We start from the raw sequence: 16,132 nt of genomic DNA, 5'->3' as shown, positions 1-16,132 counted from the left end.
CCCTCGCCTAGACAGCGCTGGCGCAACCGATGGAGCCCCGCATGTCCTTGAACAACCTTGTTGTTCCGACCTTCCGGCAGATGCTGGGCACGCTTTCGGGCTGGCTGGACAAGGCGCAGGGGCACCTGCCCGCAGCGCAAGCCGATGCGCTGCTCTCCGCCCGGCTCGCGCCCGACATGTTTCCACTCGCCACCCAGATCCGCTTTGCCTGCGTGCAGGTCCACGAAGGCGTGCACCGCCTCAAGGGCGAGGACTTCCCCGCCTCGTTGACCGTGCTGCTGAACGAAGGGCGCGACGCGGGCGAGGCCCCCGGCACGCTGGCCCAGGCAAAGGCCCGCATCGCCGAGGCGCTGGCGCTGCTCGATGGCCTTGGCGCCGATGCTCTGGACGCCGAGGCGGACGCGCCGATCGCGCACGCGCTGCCCAACGGCATGATCTTCGACCTGACAGCCGAGCAATACGTGCGCGACTGGCTGCTGCCGCAGTTCTACTTCCACCTGATGACCGCCTACGCGATCCTGCGCGGCGCGGGCGTGCCGCTGGGCAAGGCGGACTATGTGGCGCATATGTTCCCCTACCTGCGCCCCGGAACGCTGCCTTCGTCCTGAGCATGGTGGCATTGTCGCGCGCTGCCGCTATACGCAGGCCCTGACCCCCGCATTAGGCAGACCCATGGCGCGCAAGCATTCCAAGCACGGTTACCGCGACGACTGGCAGGACGAGAGCGAGGAAGAAGCGCCGCCGCCCGTCCCCTGCTGGCTGTGCGGGCGCCCCACCGGCTCGACCATCGTGTGGCATCACCCCGTCCCCAAGAGCCGGGGCGGGCGCGACGTGGTGCCGATGCATTCGATCTGCCAGCAGACGCTGATCGTCAACTTCACCAATTCGGAGCTTCAGCGCTTCGGGATGGACGTGGAGGGCCTGCTCGCCAACCCGGCGGTGCGCAAGTTCGTCGACTGGGTGGCGAACAAGGACCCCGATTTCACCGCGACCATCGCCAAGAAGCAGCGCTGACGCACCGGCGCATCAGGCGGCTGCCCGCCGCTTCGCCGCCGCGCTGTCGGAAGTGGCTGCTCCATGGCCTTTCGCCTCGCCGGGGGGGCGCAAGGACGAACGGCGTTCGAACTTGAACGTGCCGATGATCGACGCCATCGTCTGCGCTTCCTGCGACAGACTGCGCGCGGCGGCGTTGGACTGCTCCACCATCGCGGCATTGTGCTGCGAATTGAGATCGATCTTTTCGAGATCGCCGTTGAGGATCTGGATGCTCGAGGCCTGATCGCGCGCGAAGGTGGAGATTTCCGCCGCCTTGGTCGATGCGCCTTCGAGGCCCGAGATGATCGTGCCCAGCGACTGGCGCGTCTGCCCGACGAGATCGACGCCGACCTGCACGTCGCCGGTCGACGTCACGACCAGTTGCTTGATCATGCTGGCGGATTCGCTGGTGCGCTGCGCCAGCGCGCGCACTTCCGAGGCGACCACGGCGAAGCCCTTGCCCGCATCCCCGGCACGCGCGGCCTCCACCCCGGCGTTCAGCGCCAGCAGGTTGGTCTGGAAGGCGATCGCGTCGATCACCTCGATGATCTTGGCGATCTCCGCCGAGGAATCCTGAATCTTGTCCATCGCGGTGACGGCCTGGCTCATCACCTTGCCGCCATGTTCGGCGTGGCGCGAAAGATCGGCCATGCTGGCATCGACTTCCTGTGCCAGTGCCGCCGTGCGCCCGATGGAATGCGTGGCGTCGCGCATCACCTGCGCAATGCGCGTGGTCGTGGCGGCCTGGACTTCGGTGCGGCTGGCGAGGTCGTTGGCGGCCGAGCTGATCTCTTCCGCACCGATCCGCACGCTGGCGGCCGAATCCGTCATCTGGGTGACCAGTGAACTGATATTGTAGCGCATCGCATGGAAGTGCTTCGCCAGTTCCTGATAGCTGGGCGGCAACTCGTCGAGCTGCGCGCGCAGGTCGCCCTTGGAAACTTCGCCCAGCGCCCGGCTCATTTCCGAAATGACCCGTTCGCGCCCCCTCGTCTCGGCATCGAAATAGGCGCCCAGCGCGGTCGCCATGTCGTGCAGCGCGGCCTTGACGAAAGTGCCGATCATCTTGCCGGTGGCCCTGCCGTTGAGCGGCGTGACCACGGTGCGCGACAGCGCGCGGGTGATGATCTCCTCGATCACGAAGGCGTAGGAGCTGATGTAGTAGCCGGGGCTCAGCCCCACGTCGGCGTGGATCTGGCCGATGCGTTGCGAGCGGGCACGGTTTTCCGCGTCGAAGGGCCCGGAAAAGAGCGCCTGCCAATGCGCGTATTGCGCGGTGGACGCGCGCTGGCGCTGCTCGGCTTCGGGCAGGATCTTCGCGGTGGCCGCATTGCGCGCGATCGCATCGTAGAGCTTGTCCAGCGCGCCTTGCGCATAGCGGCCCACCATCGACTTGATCCGCCCGTAGTGGCGGTAATTGCCGTCATCGAGCGGATGGATGACATCGAGCGGGGCGGCGCTGTCGTTCCGGGCGTTTCTCACGGGCAGGATTCTCCAATCGGCCCACCACGTTTCGCACAGGAAATTTAACCATCTTTGGCTGCGCCATTGCCACAAACCACTATGGCGCGCGCATCGGTGCGGACCTTGCCTCAGCCCTGCTTTCGCATAGAAGCGCGCGGTGCGAGGGAGGATGACGATGGGCGCGCTGATGTTGCAGGGCACGGGGTCGGATGTCGGCAAGTCGGTGCTGGTCGCCGGGCTGTGCCGCGCCTTCGCCAATCGCGGCTTGCGCGTGCTGCCGTTCAAGCCGCAGAACATGTCGAACAATGCCGCCGTCACGGTCGATGGCGGAGAGATCGGGCGGGCGCAGGCCTTGCAGGCGCTGGCGTGCCGGGCAGAGCCGCACACCGACATGAACCCGGTGCTGCTCAAGCCGCAGGCCGACCACACCTCGCAACTGATCGTGCATGGGCGCGTGCGCGGAACGCTGGGCGGCGGCAACTTTCGCGCAAAGCGCGGCACGCTCCTGCCCGAAGTGCTGGAAAGCTGGGCACGGCTGCGCGCGCAGTGCGATATCGTCGTGGTCGAAGGCGCAGGTTCGCCCGCCGAGATCAACCTGCGCGCGGGCGACATCGCCAACATGGGCTTCGCCCGCGCCGCCAACGTGCCGGTCGTGCTGGTCGGCGATATCGACCGTGGCGGGGTGATCGCGGCGATCGTCGGCACCCGCGCGGTGCTCGATCCGACCGACGCCGTCATGATCCAGGGCTTCATCATCAACAAGTTTCGCGGCGATTCCGCGCTGTTCGAGGACGGCTATCGCCAGATCGAGGCGCTGGCCGGGTGGCGCGGCTTTGGCGTCGTGCCCTGGCTCGCCGCGAGCGCGCGCCTGCCGAGCGAGGATGCGGTGGTACTGGAACGCCATGCGCGGCACGCGGCAGGCACGATCCGCATCGCCTGCCCGATTCTGCCGCGCATCGCCAACTTCGACGATCTGGACCCGCTCAAGGCCGAAAGCGCGGTCCAGCTGGTGATGGTTCCGCCGGGGCAGCCGATCCCCGCCGATTGCGCGCTGGTCGTCCTGCCCGGATCGAAGGCCACGATCGCCGACATGGCGGCGATGCGGCAGCAGGGGTGGGATATCGACATTCTGGCGCACCATCGCCGGGGTGGCCGCATCCTGGGCATCTGCGGGGGCTACCAGATGCTGGGCCGCCGCATCCTGGACCCCCATGGCATCGAAGGGCCGGACCGGGCGATCGACGGGCTGGGCCTGCTCGACGTGGAAACCGTGCTGACGCAGGACAAGGCGCTGCGCCGCGTTCGCGGCCAGGCGCTGGGTCAACCGTTCGAAGGCTACGAGATGCACATGGGCGAAACCGCCGGTCCCGATTGCAGCCGCCCCTTCGCGATGATCGACGACGGGCGCACCGATGGCGCGTGCAGCGCGAATGGCCAGGTCATGGGCAGCTATGTCCACGGGGCGCTGGGCGGGACGGCGTTGCGCGGGGCGCTGCTGGCCGCGCTGGGCGTGGATTCCGATGGGGCGGACCATGCAGCCAGCGTCGACGCCGCGCTCGATGCCATTGCCGAAGGCCTCGAAACGCATCTCGACGTCGACGCGCTGCTGGCCTGCGCGCAGGGCGCCACGCGGATCTAGCGCGACGGCAGGCGCAGGAGGGCGTGCCGCAGCACGCCCTTCCCCTCAGTGACGGCCGAGTTCGGCGCGGCCGACGACCATGTGGTGGACTTCATCCGGGCCATCGGCAAAGCGCAGGTGGCGGATGTCGGCATAGAGCTCGGCCAGCGGCGTCCACTGCGAGATACCCGTCGCGCCATGGATCTGCATGGCATCGTCGATGATCTTGCAGGCACGTTCGGGCACCATGGCCTTGGCCATCGACACCCACACGCGCGCCTCGCGGTTGCCGAGCACGTCCATCGCCTTGGCCGCCTTTAGCACGATCAGGCGCATCGCCTCGATCTCGATCCTTGCGCGCGAGATCACTTCGATGTTCTTGCCCAGCATCGACAGCGGCTTGCCGAAAGCGGTGCGCGAATTGCCGCGCTTGACCATCAGGTCGAGCGCACGCTCGCACTTGCCGATGGTGCGCATGCAGTGGTGGATGCGGCCCGGCCCGAGGCGCAGCTGCGAGATCTCGAAGCCACGGCCCTCGCCCAGCAGCATGTTGTCCTTGGGCACGCGGACGTTGGTGAAGCGCAGGTGCATGTGACCCTGCGGCGCGTGATCCTTGCCGAATACGTGCATCGCGCCGAGGATTTCGACGCCGGGCGTGTCCTTGGGCACGAGGATCTGCGAATGCTGGGCCTTGCGCGGGCCGCCGGGATTGGTGTTGACCATCACGATCATGATCTTGCAACGCGGGTCGCCCGCGCCGCTGGCAAAGTACTTTTCGCCGTTGATCACCCATTCATCGCCATCAAGCACGCCGGTGGTGGCGATGTTGCTGGCATCCGACGAGGCAACGTCGGGTTCGGTCATGACGTAGGCCGAGCGGATGTCACCGTTGAGCAGCGGCTTGAGCCACTTTTCCTGCTGCTCGGGCGTGCCGACCATCTGCAGCACTTCCATGTTGCCCGTATCGGGCGCCGAGCAGTTCAGCGATTCCGAAGCGAGCGGCGACTTGCCGAGTTCCGCCGCGATGTAGGCATAGTCGAGGTTGCTCAGCGCTGTGCCGGTATCGCCATGCGGCAGGAAGAAGTTCCACAGGCCCGCGGCCTTGGCCTTGGCCTTGGCGCCATCGAGCAATTCGAGCTGACCGGGCGCCCAGCTCCAGCGGTCGGCACGGCCTTCGCCCAGACGGAAGAATTCCTCGGTGATCGGATCGACGTTTTCGGCAATGTGCTGCTTGACCGCATCGAACAGAGGGCGCGCCTTTTCCGACATGCGCAGGTCGTTCATTTCGGCTTCGAGATCGATTGAGGACATGTCCACTCTCCCATCTATGTGGTGAGGAGCGTACGCCTTCTGCTGCATTCGCAGAAATGAAGTCACTGCATATGCGGTATTCCCATGGAGAATATCACCCCCGCGCGATCTGCGCACGCAGCCAGACGTTGCCGGGATCGGTGCTGCTGTCGCGGTGCCAGTAGACCGTGACCGGATTGGCCGGGACCGTGATCGGCAGGTCGAACATCGCAAGCGGCCAGGCCTGCGCGATGCTTTCGGCATGGCGGCGCGGCAGCGTGCAGAACAGATCGGTGCCCGCCACGATCTGGCAGGCGGTAAAAGCGTGCTGGCAGCGCGCGACGATGCGGCGCTGCAGCCCCGCCTGCCCCAGCACGGTATCCTCCAGCCCCGCCCCGCGCGGACGTGGCGAGGCGACCACGTGGTCAGCGGCAAGGTAGGTTTCCAGCGACAGTCCGCCCCGGACAGCGGGATGATCGAAGCGCGCGACCACGGCCATCGGCTCGGAGGTCAGCCGCTCGCGGCACAGCCGATCGTCGTGCGGCAGGTCGATGTCGATGATCACGTCGCATTCGCCGCTCGCCAGCAGGCGGTACACGTCGCGCCGACGGAAGCTGATACTGGCCAGCCGCACATTGGGCGCCTTGTCCCGCACGCGCGTGAACAGCGACGAAAAGCGCGGCGTTTCGCCCGTGGCGCGAATGCCGATGCGAAATTCGCGCGTCGAATGCTCGGGTGCGAAGGTGGTGGTGCTGGCAAGCGCGGTCTCGATCCGGCGCAGCGCCTCGCGCACCGGCACGGCGATGGTGTTGGCAACGGGCGTGGGCACCAGCCGGTTGCCCTGCCGCACGAACAGCGGATCAGACAATTCGGCGCGCAACTTGGCCAGCGCATGGCTGACGGCGGGCTGCGACAGGTTGAGGTGGCGGGCGGCGGTCGACACGCCGTTCCATTCGAACACGGCATCGAACACGCGCAGCAGGTTGAGATCGAAGCGGGAGAGATTGACCATCGCGCGCACTGTGGCGCGGCGCACGCGATCGGGCAACCGCCCCCGGCTTACGCGGGCGCGCTCGCCAGGTGCTTGCGGGCTTCGACCAGCACCGCCTCGGCGGTCGGCTCCAGCACGCCGCCTTCGGTCAGCCCTGCCAGTGTCGCGGCGTCCAGCCCCAGCCAGTCGCCCAGCGCTTCCAGCGTCTGTTCGCCCGCCAGCGGCGCGGGCACAGCAGGCGGCGGCGGAATATCCGCGCCATGGGCAACGAAGCCCTCGCCCATCACCTTTTCGAGCATCCACGGATGATCCTCCACGCGGAAGAAGCCGCGTTCGCGATACCAGGGATGTTCGGGCAGTTCGGCAAGGCGCAGCATCGGCGCAGCGGGCACGCCGAGGGCCTGAAGCGCCTGCGCGGCCTCCACCGGAGTGCGGCTCGCCAGCCATGCGGTCAGCGCCGCACCGATAGCATCGCGCGCGGCGAAACGCTTGTCGGCGCTGTCGAGCGCGGCTGCGCCCGGAAAGCCGATCACGCCCGCCAGCGCCAGCCAGTCGGCGGTCGAGCGCACCGTCACCGCCACCCATTCGTCCTCGCCCTTGGCCGGGAACACGCCCCACGGCGCCTCCCGCGCGGGCGTGATCGCGCCCTGCTCCACATAGTCGGCGAAGTGCGAGAGCATGACCTCGGCCTGCGAAACGCACGACAGCCCACCCGCGCCCGTGCGCAGGCGGCGGATCAGCAGCGCGACCACGCCGATCGCGCAGATCCGCCCGGCGACGTGGTCGGGATAGACGGTGATCGCATCGCTGAAGCTTGTCGGATCGTTGTCATAACGCCAAGCCAGCGTCAGGCCGGTGGCCGCGCGCACCAGCGGGCCATAGCCCATGCGTCCGCTCCACGGCCCGCTGTCCCCAAAGGCCGAGCTTTCGGACAGCACGATGCGCGGGTTGGCGGCGCGCAGCACGTCGCGCCCCAAGCCCAGCTTTTCCAGCGTGCCCGGCTTGAAGTTGGAGCAGATCACATCCGCCTGCCGCACCAGATCGAGGAACAGCGCGCGGCCTGTCTCCGACCGCAGATCGAGTCCGATGCTGCGCTTGTTGCGATGACCCGCGCCGAAGCTGACCGACATGCCGTGCCGCAGGTAGGACTGGCGGCTGCCGTCGGGAAAGGCCTGGCTTTCGATCTTGAGCACGTCGGCGCCGTAATCGCCCAGCAAGCGGCTCTGCTCCGCGCCGACCACGATCACGCCGAAGTCCAGCACCTTCAGACCCGCGAAGGGCAGACCGTACGGCGTCGTCTCTCGCGCCGTTCCGAAATCGGCCTCCACCGGAGCGGCCAGCGGCCCCATGCGCGCGCCGTCCACGGTGGTCATGCCATTGGGCAGTACGCGCCCGTCGGCGAGCGTCGTCACGGCCCCGCGCGCCACGGCATGGTCGGAGGCGATGAATTCGGCCATGTCGCGCAAGCCCGCGATCGGCACGCCATGCACCTGCCCGTCGCGCTCGCATTCGGCGCGGGTGCGCGTGACAAAGAACGCGGCCATGTAGGGCACCAGATCGGGCGAGGCATAGCGGTGCGCGAGCTGGTCGAACTCGGGCGAGGCAAACTGTTCGGGCTCGCCCATCCAGGTGAACATGCCCCGCCACTGCCGCTTGGCCAGCAGGCAGATGCGCACGTAGCCATCGGCGCAGGGGAAGATCGGGTAGAGCGTGCCCTTGGGCGGACGCGCACGATCGAGCAGGCCCACCGGCTTGCCCAGCGTGGCGCTGCCATTGATGCCGAAGCCCGGATCGAGCGCCTGCACCGCGCCTTCGAGCGCCGAGAAATCGAAGTGCGCGCCCCGTCCGCTGCCGAGCGCGCGATAGAGCGCGCTGACGAGCGCGAACCCGGCCTGCGCCGCCGCGCAGAGCTGCGCCAGATCGCCCGGCGGCAGCAACGGCTGGTTGAGCCCGATGCCCGAGCGCGACAGCATCGCCGTCAGCGCATGGATCACCGGCCCGGTCGCGTGCCAGTCCGACAGGCAGGTGCCGGTGCCGAAGGGACTGACCGCCATGGTCACGAGATCGGGCCGGTGGCCACGCAGCGGGGCCAGCGCGGGCCAGAGCGCGGCATCGACCAAGACGATATGCGCGGCGCGCGCGGCGGCCATGCCTTCGTCCGACGTCACCGGCGCATCGTGCAGCACCTTGCCCGCCTGCCACGGCGACGCGGCTTCACTGCTGCCGAAGCGGTCGACCCGCGCGCCCAGATCGGCAAGGTGGCGGGTGATCGCGGCCAGCGGCCCACCTACCGCATCGACAATCCGAATCCCCGCCAGCGGACGGTCAACCGCAATCGTGCTCATGTGAATCAGCGCTTCCTAATCGTTCGATTAAATTACCCCTTCCCACGCTGCTTGCGCGGAATCCAGAGCAATTGCATCGTCACGGAAGGTAGCTGTCGAGAACCCCGTAATAGGTGGCGATCGAGGCTTCGAGACCCGAATAGACGCACGTATCCAGCGCGCCGGTGGAAAGCCCGGCGTGGCTGATCTCCGCCGCGCGGAAGTCCTCGTTGCCGAAGACGTTGAGGATCATCGCATAGGACTTGGCGTAAAGCTCCTCGGCCTTGGGATTGTCGGGCTTGGCGCGGGTCAGCATGTGGTATTCGACCGTGGTGTGGTCCGCCGCGCGCGGGTGCAGCAGCATTACCGAAACGTACCACGGGCTGGTGATGACCACGCAGTTGGGGAACATGTTGTAGACCGTGGTGACGGTCTTGTGGATGTTCTCGCCCTCGATATCGAGGTCAGCGGGGGCGAAGTTGGCCTTGCCCGAAATCTGGCGGATCGTGGGGCCGAGCAGGTCGACCACGTTGGGCACGTCGGCGAACATCGGGCCGACCGTCTGCGCGTGCAGGCGCTGGACGTGATAGCCTTCAAGGAAGGGTTCGAGCACCAGCTTCCAGTTCGCGGCGATCTCGAACCGCTTGCGCCCGTAGACATGGAGGCGCGGCAGATCGAGCGCTTCCAGATCCGAGGCGAGGTCAGGCACCAGCGGCGAGAAGTCGGGCTCTGCCGTGCGGTCGAGCATCACCCAGATGATCCCGCCATGTTCGCGCGCAGGCAGTTCGGCAAGGTTGCGGCTGGACTTGTCGAGATTGGCGAAAGTTTCGGGCCGCGCCACCGCGATCAGCTTGCCATCGAGGCCGAAGGTCCAGGCGTGGTACGGGCAGGTCATCCGCGCCGACTTCACCGGATCGCAGCTTTCCAGCAGCTTGGCGCCCTTGTGCTGGCAGGCGTTGAGGAAGACGTGGATTTCGCCCTGCTTGTCGCGCGAAATGATCAGCGGGATGCCCAGCGCATCGTGGCCCATCGCGGTGCCGGGTTCGGCCACCAGTGCGGACACCGCCAGCGGCACGGCGCGCGCGCGGAACAGGTGCTGCTGCTCAAGCGCAAAGCGTTCGGGACAAGTGAACATCGATGCGGGCGTCGTGAACTCGATCTGTGGCGCGGGCGCGGCATCGTGCGCGACGATGCGCTTCATCGCGGCGCGCTGGCTCTCGCTCAGCATGTCGAAGGTCTGGACCAGCGGCATCGCGGGACCGGCCTCAAGCGCAGCGGGAGCGTTCATCGGGATCATCCTCTTTCATTTCTGATTCGCCCATTGGGGTATCATCGCTTAAATCTATCGACAATAGATATATGCACGGGGCGCGCCGCAAAATCACTTGCCGGGTCACTTATCTTATGGTGTTAGATTAAGCATCGGCGCGCCTCGCGCGACCTTGGGGAGAGATGCATGACCACGATTTCCGCTGCGCAGGCGCGCGTTTCGCAGCCCGACCGCCTGTTCATCGGCGGGCGCTGGATCGACGTTGCCGGAACCGCGCGGCTGCGCCCGGTCAACCCGGCGACCGAACAGCCCTTGCAGGATGTCGCCGCCGCTGGCCCTGCCGAAGTGGACAAGGCCGTCGCCGCCGCGCGCGACGCCTTCGACCACGGCCCCTGGCCGCGCATGGCGCCTGCCGAGCGGGCCGCTGCCATGCGCCGCCTGTCCGCCGCGCTCGCCCGGCGTGGCGCGGCGGCGGATGCCTGCTGGCTGGGACAGGTGGGCGTGCCGGCGTGGATGGCCACTGGCGCGAGCGCGGGCGCGGCGGGGCTGCTCGACATGTATGCAGCCATGGCCGAAACCTATCCCTTCGAGCGCGTCGGCCCGGCGCAGGGCATGGTGTGCAAGACCGCCGTGGTGGTGAAGGAAGCGGCGGGCGTGGTCGCGGCGATCGCGCCGTGGAATGGCCCCCTCGCCTCGCTGCTGGTCAAGCTGGCCCCTGCCCTTGCGGCAGGCTGCACGGTGATCCTCAAGCCCTCGCCCGAAACGCCGCTCGAAGCCTTCCTGCTGGCCGAAGCGGCGGAGGAAGCCGACCTGCCCCCCGGCGTCGTCAACCTGCTGCCCGCCGACCGCGAGGCATCGGACCTGCTGGTGCGGCACCCCGGCGTGGACAAGGTGGCCTTCACCGGATCGACCGCCGTGGGTCTGCACATCGCGCAGGTCTGCGCTGGAAGGATGGCGCGCTATACCATGGAATTGGGCGGAAAATCGGCGGCGATCGTGCTCGACGATTTCGATCCCGCCGCGCTCGGCCCGGCGCTGGCGCCGTTGATCACGCTGCTGTGCGGGCAGGTCTGCATCAATTTCAGCCGCGTGCTGGTGCCGCGTTCCAAGCATGACGCCTATGTCGAGAGCCTAGCCGCCGCGATGAAGGCGGTCGTGGTGGGCGATCCCGAAGCGGCGGGGACGATGATGGGGCCGCTGGCCATGGCGCGACATCGGGACAAGGTCTTTTCCTATGTGGAACAAGGCCTTGCTGAAGGGGCGCGGCTGGCAACAGGCGGCGTGCGTCCCGCGGCGCTGGAGCGCGGCTATTTCATCGAGCCGACCGTTTTTGCCAATGCGACCAATGACATGGCCATCGCGCAGGAGGAAATCTTCGGTCCGGTCACGGCGGTGATCCCCTATGACAGCGAGGAGGAGGCGATCGCCTTCGCCAATGCCAGCGACTTCGGATTGTCGGGCGGGGTGTTCACGCCCGACACCGACCGCGCCTATGCCGTGGCGCGCCGTATCCGCACGGGCACGTTCACGCAGAACGGGCGCGAGTTCGACCTGACTAACCCCTTCGGAGGGTTCAAGAAATCGGGGATCGGTCGCGAAGGTGGGGTCGAGGGACTGGAGGCCTTCTGCGAGACCAAGACGGTGTTCCTGCCACAGGTTCCCCGCGTTTTGCAGGGGTGACCCGAACGACACCTAAACGCACCTGAACGACACCTAGAATGTTCCGGGGGGCACCAAGGCCCCCCGGAACGGCACTTCAAAGCACCTGACTGGCGAAGATCGCGGAACTGACGGTGGGCGCCCCCGGACCGCCCGCGAGCAGGCAGGTGCGAGCGCCCGAAACCGGGTTGGAACTCTCCCCGCGCAGTTGGCGGACCGCTTCGATGGGCAGGCCGATGCCGTGGATGAAACCCTGCGCCAGATTGCCGCCAGCGGTGTTCACGGGCAGCTTGCCGCCTTGCGCGATGAGGTTGTCGAAGCGGATCACCTCGGCGGCGTTCTCGACCGTGCAAAAGCCGTGGTCGATCAGCGACATCACGCCTTGCGCGTCGAAGTTCTCGTAGAGCTGGACGCAGTCGATGTCGGACGGCGTAAGGCCGGTCTGGGCGTAGAGATCGCGCGCGACGGGGCGGAAGCCGCCGGTGGCGTAGAGCGCGTCGGCGTCGTTCTCCATCAGGTCGCCCCAACCCGCCTCGGTGCCTTGCGCGCAGCCGAGCAGGTAGACCGGCGGTTTCGCCAGATCGCGGGTGCGTTCGGCGCTGACGAGGAGCAGCGCCCCTGCCCCGTCGTTTTCGCGACTGCAATCGTAGAGGCGGAAGGGTTCGGCGATCCAGCGGCTGGTGCGCAGCGTCTCGATGTCGAAGTCCTCGCCGTAGGCGACCGCCTCCGGGTTGGCGCGTCCGTGGTGGTAGGAGGCGCGGACGAGATCCTCGACGATGCGGGGATCTACGCCGTGGTGTTCGAACAGGCGCTGGGCGCGGATGGCGCACATCTGCGCGGGCGCGACGAGGCCTGCGGCGAGCAGGTGGTCGTTGAGGTGGTGCGCCATGACGGCGGCGGACATGCGCCCGCTTGCGCCTTCGGCCAGAGCGCGGAACACGATCACCGCGCTCGCCTGCCCCGAAAGGATCGCGCCCGCCGCGACGCCGAAAGCCCCGGCGATGCCGCCCCCGCCGCCGCCCCAGACCGCGGCGGAGTAGGACAGGCGGCGCGTGCCGAGATCACCCATCAGGCGGACGGGTTCGTTCTTGTCGTCGCCATAGGAGACGAAGCCGTCGACTTCGGCCGGGTCCAGCCCGGCTTCGGCGCAGGCATCAAGGATCGCTTCGACCAGCAGGCTGCGTTCGGGCAGCGGCGCGGTGCCGCGCTTGAACTGGCGCAGACCGACGCCCGCGATGGCGGTGGTGCCGTAGAGGGGATGCGTCATGCCGCGCGGCTCCAGATGATCGTGGGAATGCGGTCGTCGCCGACCACGGTTTCGCCGATGCGGCCGACGAGGGCTTCCCCGATGCGGGGGTTGTCGGGCCCAGCCCCGTTTCGCACATCGTCCATGCGGCCCATCAGGCGGACGCCGCAATCTTCGACTTCGGCCACCACGCTGACGTAGGGCAGATCGAGGCTTTCGGTGAAGCCGAAGCGGTGCCAGGTGCGCGTCCACGAATAGAGCGTGGCGCGCAGCGGCCGTTCTTCCCAGACCATGCCGATGCCGCCGCAACTGGCGCAGCGGTGCCCGGCGGGCCAGAGCCAGCACGCGCAATGCGCGCAGCGCGGCAGGAGCAGGCGGCCCTGTTCAAGGCCCTGCCAGTAGGGGGCGTCGGCCCCGTCGAGGCGATGGTTCATTTCACGTCCCAGACAATCGGCAGGGCTTCGAGGGCCATGACCGTGCCGGTGCGGAACGGGCGCGGATCGTCGGTGGCGAGGCGGAAGGATTTGACGCGCTTGAACCATTCCTCGGTCAGAACGCGGATTTCGGCGCGGCCGAGGACGTGGCCGATGCACAAGTGCGGGCCGGTCGAAAAGGTGATGTGCGTGGTCTTCTTGCGGTCGATATCGAGCACGTTCGGTTGGTCGAACTTGCGATCGTCGCGGCTGCCGCAGGGCAAGAGGTTCAGCACCATGTCGCCTTCGCGGAACGGCACGCCCAGCAGGTCGATGTCCTTGACCACGAGGCGCGGCGTGTTGACCACGCCGAACAGGCGCACGGCTTCATCGGCGAAGGCCGTAGACAGGCCCTCGGGATCGGCGGCGATGCGCGCCTGAAGATCGGGCATTTGCGCGAGTTGCTGGAAGGCGAAGCCGGTGACGTTGGTGACGGTGTCCATGCCGCCGAGGAACAGCACGAAGCTCATGGCGAGGATTTCCTCCTCGCTCATGCGGCGGCCGTCGCCCATGTCGGCTTCGATGAAGTGGCTCATCAGCTTGCCGTCGGGGTTGGCGCGCTTGTCGTCCACCAGCCCCTTGAGAATGCCGAGGATCTGGCCGCTGAGCGCTTCGATCTGCGCGGCATCGTTCTGGTTCTCGAAGAAGCGTTCGGCGATGTCGCGGAATTCGCCGAGGCGCGACAGGTCCATGCCCATCAGTTCCATGAACACGCTGACCGGGAAGACCTTGGCGACGTCGGCCATGAAATCGACGCTGTCCTTGGCCAGCGCGGCGTCGATGATCTTGCCCGCCCATTCGCGCAGGCCCGGCTCCATCGCCTTGACCGCGACCGGACCGAACAGCGGCGCCATGGCGCGGCGGTAGGGCAGGTTTTCCGGCGGATCGAGGCTGAGCGGGATGAAGAACGGCGGGTTGGGCACGCGCGGGATCTGCATTTCGCGCACCGAGAAGTGTTCGGGATCGGTGGCGACGGCGGCGATCGCATCCATGCGGCGGACCATCCAGTGTCCGCCATTGAGCGGGGTCCAGAAGATGTCGGGCGCATCGGCGATGGCGGCGACATAGGTGCCGTGGACGTCGCTGCCGATGCGTTCGTCGGCATAGATGTCGAAATCGAACACGAGGTGGGCGGGCACGTGCGGCGGGATCGCCCGCGCGATGGCAAGGGTTTCGGTCATGGGTTCACTCCCTGTCGGAGAAATGTCAGCGGACTTTGGGAAGGCGTTCGTGCGCGCCTGCGTAAGCTTCCCGCACGGCGGGCTTGGACAGCTTGCCGGTGGCGAGGCGCGGCAGCGGCTCGGCCGAGAAGGCGACGTAGCGCGGCACCTTGTAGTTCGAGAGATTGGCGTCGCAGTGGGCGATCAGCGCGGGCACATCGACTGCGGCAGGGCCGTGATAGACGACGAGCGGGGTTTCCCCGAACTTCGGATCGGGCGCGGCGATGGCCAGCGCCTCGGTCACGCCGGGAAATTCGCACACCACGCGCTCGACTTCGGCGGCGGAGATGTTGAGGCCGCCCGAGATGATCAGGTCCTTGAGGCGATCGACGAACGTCAGCAGCCCGTGTTCGTCGAGCACGCCGATGTCGCCGGACCAGAGCCAGCCGTCGCGGAGGACCTTCGCGGTTTCCTGCGGGTTGCGCCAGTAGCCGATCATCATGCCGGGCGAGCGCATCACGATCTCGCCCTGTTCGCCCGGATCGCAATCGGTGCCATCGGGGCGGACGACGCGGATGTCGATGAAGGCCCCGCCCCAGCCGCACTTTTCGGGGGCCGCGAGCGCGAGGTGTTCGGGCATGATCGTGGCGTTGCCGCCGACTTCGGTCTGGCCGTAGATCTGGCGGATGACGACGCCCTTGGCGCGGTAGGTCTCGAGCAATTGCCGGCTGACGCGCGCGCCGCCTGCGGTGGCGAGGCGCAGCGAGGAGAGGTCCGCGTCGGCAAATTCGGGCAGCGCGGCGATGAATTCGAAGAAGGCCGGGACCGCGCCGAAGCAGGTGATGCGTTCGTGCTGGATCAGGTGCAGCGCGCGCGCCGGGTCGAACTGCGGCTCCATGTAGAGCGTGCAGCCAAGCGTGGTGTAGTGGACCAGCTGGACGAAGCCCGCGGAGGTGTTGAGCGGGGCGAGCGTGATGACGCGCGCGCCCGCAGCGGCGGAGGTTTCCTCGACCGACCAGTTGGCGGCATAGGCGGTCATCGTGCGGTTGGTGTAGACGACGCCCTTGGGCTTGGCGGTCGAACCCGATGTGGCGATGATGACCACGGCGGCATCGGGTTCGGGATCGTGCGCGACGCCGGCGCGATCGCCGAGGCGCAGGGCCAGCACATCATCCATCGGGCGCGGATCGAGGCCTGCTTCGCGCACGGCGTGCGTCTGATCGGGCGCGGCGAAAACAAGCGTCGGCTCGGTGGTTTCGGCAAGCTCGGCGATCTCGCGCGGCTTGTAGCGGAAGTTGATCGGGCTGACGATGCCGCCTGCGCGTATCGTGCCGAAGATCAGCGCGACATACGCGAGGCTGTTGGTCGCGCAGATGGCGACGCGCTCGCCCGGTTGCAGCCCCGCGTCGATCAGCATGGCCGCGACGCGCTCGGACCAGTCGCGCAAATCGCGATAGGTCAGCGCGTCTCCGCCCAAAATCACGGCGGGCTGTTCGCCTCTCATGCGCGCCCACCAGGCAATCGCATTGGACACTGTCTGCGCCATTGTCTCCCCTTCCCGCGCCGATCGATGCCGGCCCCTGTCTGTGTTGGAGCGACGCT

13 protein-coding genes are annotated in these 16,132 nt (G+C 67.5%); 4 read left to right on the top strand and 9 right to left on the bottom strand.

What is annotated here, in order from left to right:
- The first annotated feature begins 41 nt into the window (after positions 1-41).
- Both K3A84_RS00460 and K3A84_RS00455 read left to right on the top strand, forming a co-directional pair.
- The gene (locus K3A84_RS00460; protein WP_225007098.1) at positions 42-608 is read left to right on the top strand and encodes a DUF1993 domain-containing protein; all 567 of its coding nucleotides are present in this window, start codon (positions 42-44) and stop codon (positions 606-608) included.
- 64 nt (positions 609-672) lie between these two features.
- A complete protein-coding gene (locus K3A84_RS00455; RefSeq protein ID WP_225007097.1) occupies positions 673-1,014 on the top strand; it encodes a hypothetical protein in 342 nt (113 codons plus the stop codon).
- A 12-nt stretch (positions 1,015-1,026) separates the two neighbouring features.
- Here K3A84_RS00455 and K3A84_RS00450 read toward each other — a convergent pair whose 3' ends face one another.
- Positions 1,027-2,517 (bottom strand): methyl-accepting chemotaxis protein, encoded by a 1,491-nt coding sequence (locus K3A84_RS00450; protein ID WP_225007096.1) that lies wholly within the window; start codon positions 2,515-2,517, stop codon positions 1,027-1,029.
- Positions 2,518-2,674: 157 nt separating this feature from the next.
- Between K3A84_RS00450 and K3A84_RS00445 the strand changes: the two genes are divergently transcribed.
- On the top strand, positions 2,675-4,138 hold the full coding sequence (locus K3A84_RS00445; RefSeq protein WP_225007095.1) for a cobyric acid synthase: 1,464 nt from the start codon (positions 2,675-2,677) through the stop codon (positions 4,136-4,138).
- Between the two features lie 45 nt (positions 4,139-4,183).
- Here K3A84_RS00445 and K3A84_RS00440 read toward each other — a convergent pair whose 3' ends face one another.
- From K3A84_RS00440 to K3A84_RS00425, 4 genes are all read right to left on the bottom strand, one after another.
- The gene (locus K3A84_RS00440) at positions 4,184-5,428 is read right to left on the bottom strand and encodes an acyl-CoA dehydrogenase family protein (protein ID WP_225007094.1); all 1,245 of its coding nucleotides are present in this window, start codon (positions 5,426-5,428) and stop codon (positions 4,184-4,186) included.
- A 94-nt stretch (positions 5,429-5,522) separates the two neighbouring features.
- Positions 5,523-6,419 (bottom strand): LysR family transcriptional regulator, encoded by an 897-nt coding sequence (locus tag K3A84_RS00435; protein ID WP_225007093.1) that lies wholly within the window; start codon positions 6,417-6,419, stop codon positions 5,523-5,525.
- A gap of 47 nt (positions 6,420-6,466) precedes the next feature.
- Complete coding sequence (locus K3A84_RS00430; RefSeq protein ID WP_225007092.1) at positions 6,467-8,743, bottom strand: CaiB/BaiF CoA-transferase family protein; 2,277 nt, start codon at positions 8,741-8,743, stop codon at positions 6,467-6,469.
- 79 nt (positions 8,744-8,822) lie between these two features.
- Positions 8,823-10,010: an aromatic ring-hydroxylating oxygenase subunit alpha gene (locus tag K3A84_RS00425; RefSeq protein WP_225007091.1), complete on the bottom strand. Its 1,188-nt coding sequence runs from the start codon at positions 10,008-10,010 to the stop codon at positions 8,823-8,825.
- Positions 10,011-10,178: 168 nt separating this feature from the next.
- On the opposite strand from K3A84_RS00425, the gene K3A84_RS00420 reads away from it, so the two are divergent.
- Positions 10,179-11,672, top strand: a complete 1,494-nt coding sequence (locus K3A84_RS00420; protein WP_225007090.1) for an aldehyde dehydrogenase — start codon at positions 10,179-10,181, stop codon at positions 11,670-11,672.
- A gap of 76 nt (positions 11,673-11,748) precedes the next feature.
- On the opposite strand, the gene K3A84_RS00415 is transcribed toward K3A84_RS00420, so the two are convergent.
- The 4 genes from K3A84_RS00415 to K3A84_RS00400 are packed head-to-tail and all read right to left on the bottom strand — an operon-like array spanning position 11,749 to position 16,076.
- Positions 11,749-12,918, bottom strand: a complete 1,170-nt coding sequence (locus K3A84_RS00415) for a thiolase C-terminal domain-containing protein (protein WP_225007089.1) — start codon at positions 12,916-12,918, stop codon at positions 11,749-11,751.
- Positions 12,915-13,331 carry a Zn-ribbon domain-containing OB-fold protein gene (locus tag K3A84_RS00410; RefSeq protein ID WP_225007088.1) on the bottom strand — a complete coding sequence of 139 codons (417 nt, stop codon included), beginning with the start codon at positions 13,329-13,331 and terminating at the stop codon, positions 12,915-12,917. The genes K3A84_RS00415 and K3A84_RS00410 overlap by 4 nt, the downstream gene beginning before the upstream one ends.
- A complete protein-coding gene (locus K3A84_RS00405; RefSeq protein WP_225007087.1) occupies positions 13,328-14,551 on the bottom strand; it encodes a cytochrome P450 in 1,224 nt (407 codons plus the stop codon). The genes K3A84_RS00410 and K3A84_RS00405 overlap by 4 nt, the downstream gene beginning before the upstream one ends.
- A 25-nt stretch (positions 14,552-14,576) precedes the next feature.
- On the bottom strand, positions 14,577-16,076 hold the full coding sequence (locus tag K3A84_RS00400; protein WP_225007086.1) for a class I adenylate-forming enzyme family protein: 1,500 nt from the start codon (positions 16,074-16,076) through the stop codon (positions 14,577-14,579).
- Positions 16,077-16,132 lie beyond the last annotated feature (56 nt).

Source organism: Novosphingobium percolationis (genome assembly GCF_020179425.1).
GTDB classification, from domain to species: Bacteria; Pseudomonadota; Alphaproteobacteria; order Sphingomonadales; family Sphingomonadaceae; genus Novosphingobium; species Novosphingobium percolationis.
This window is presented reverse-complemented; position numbering and strand designations above follow the sequence as displayed.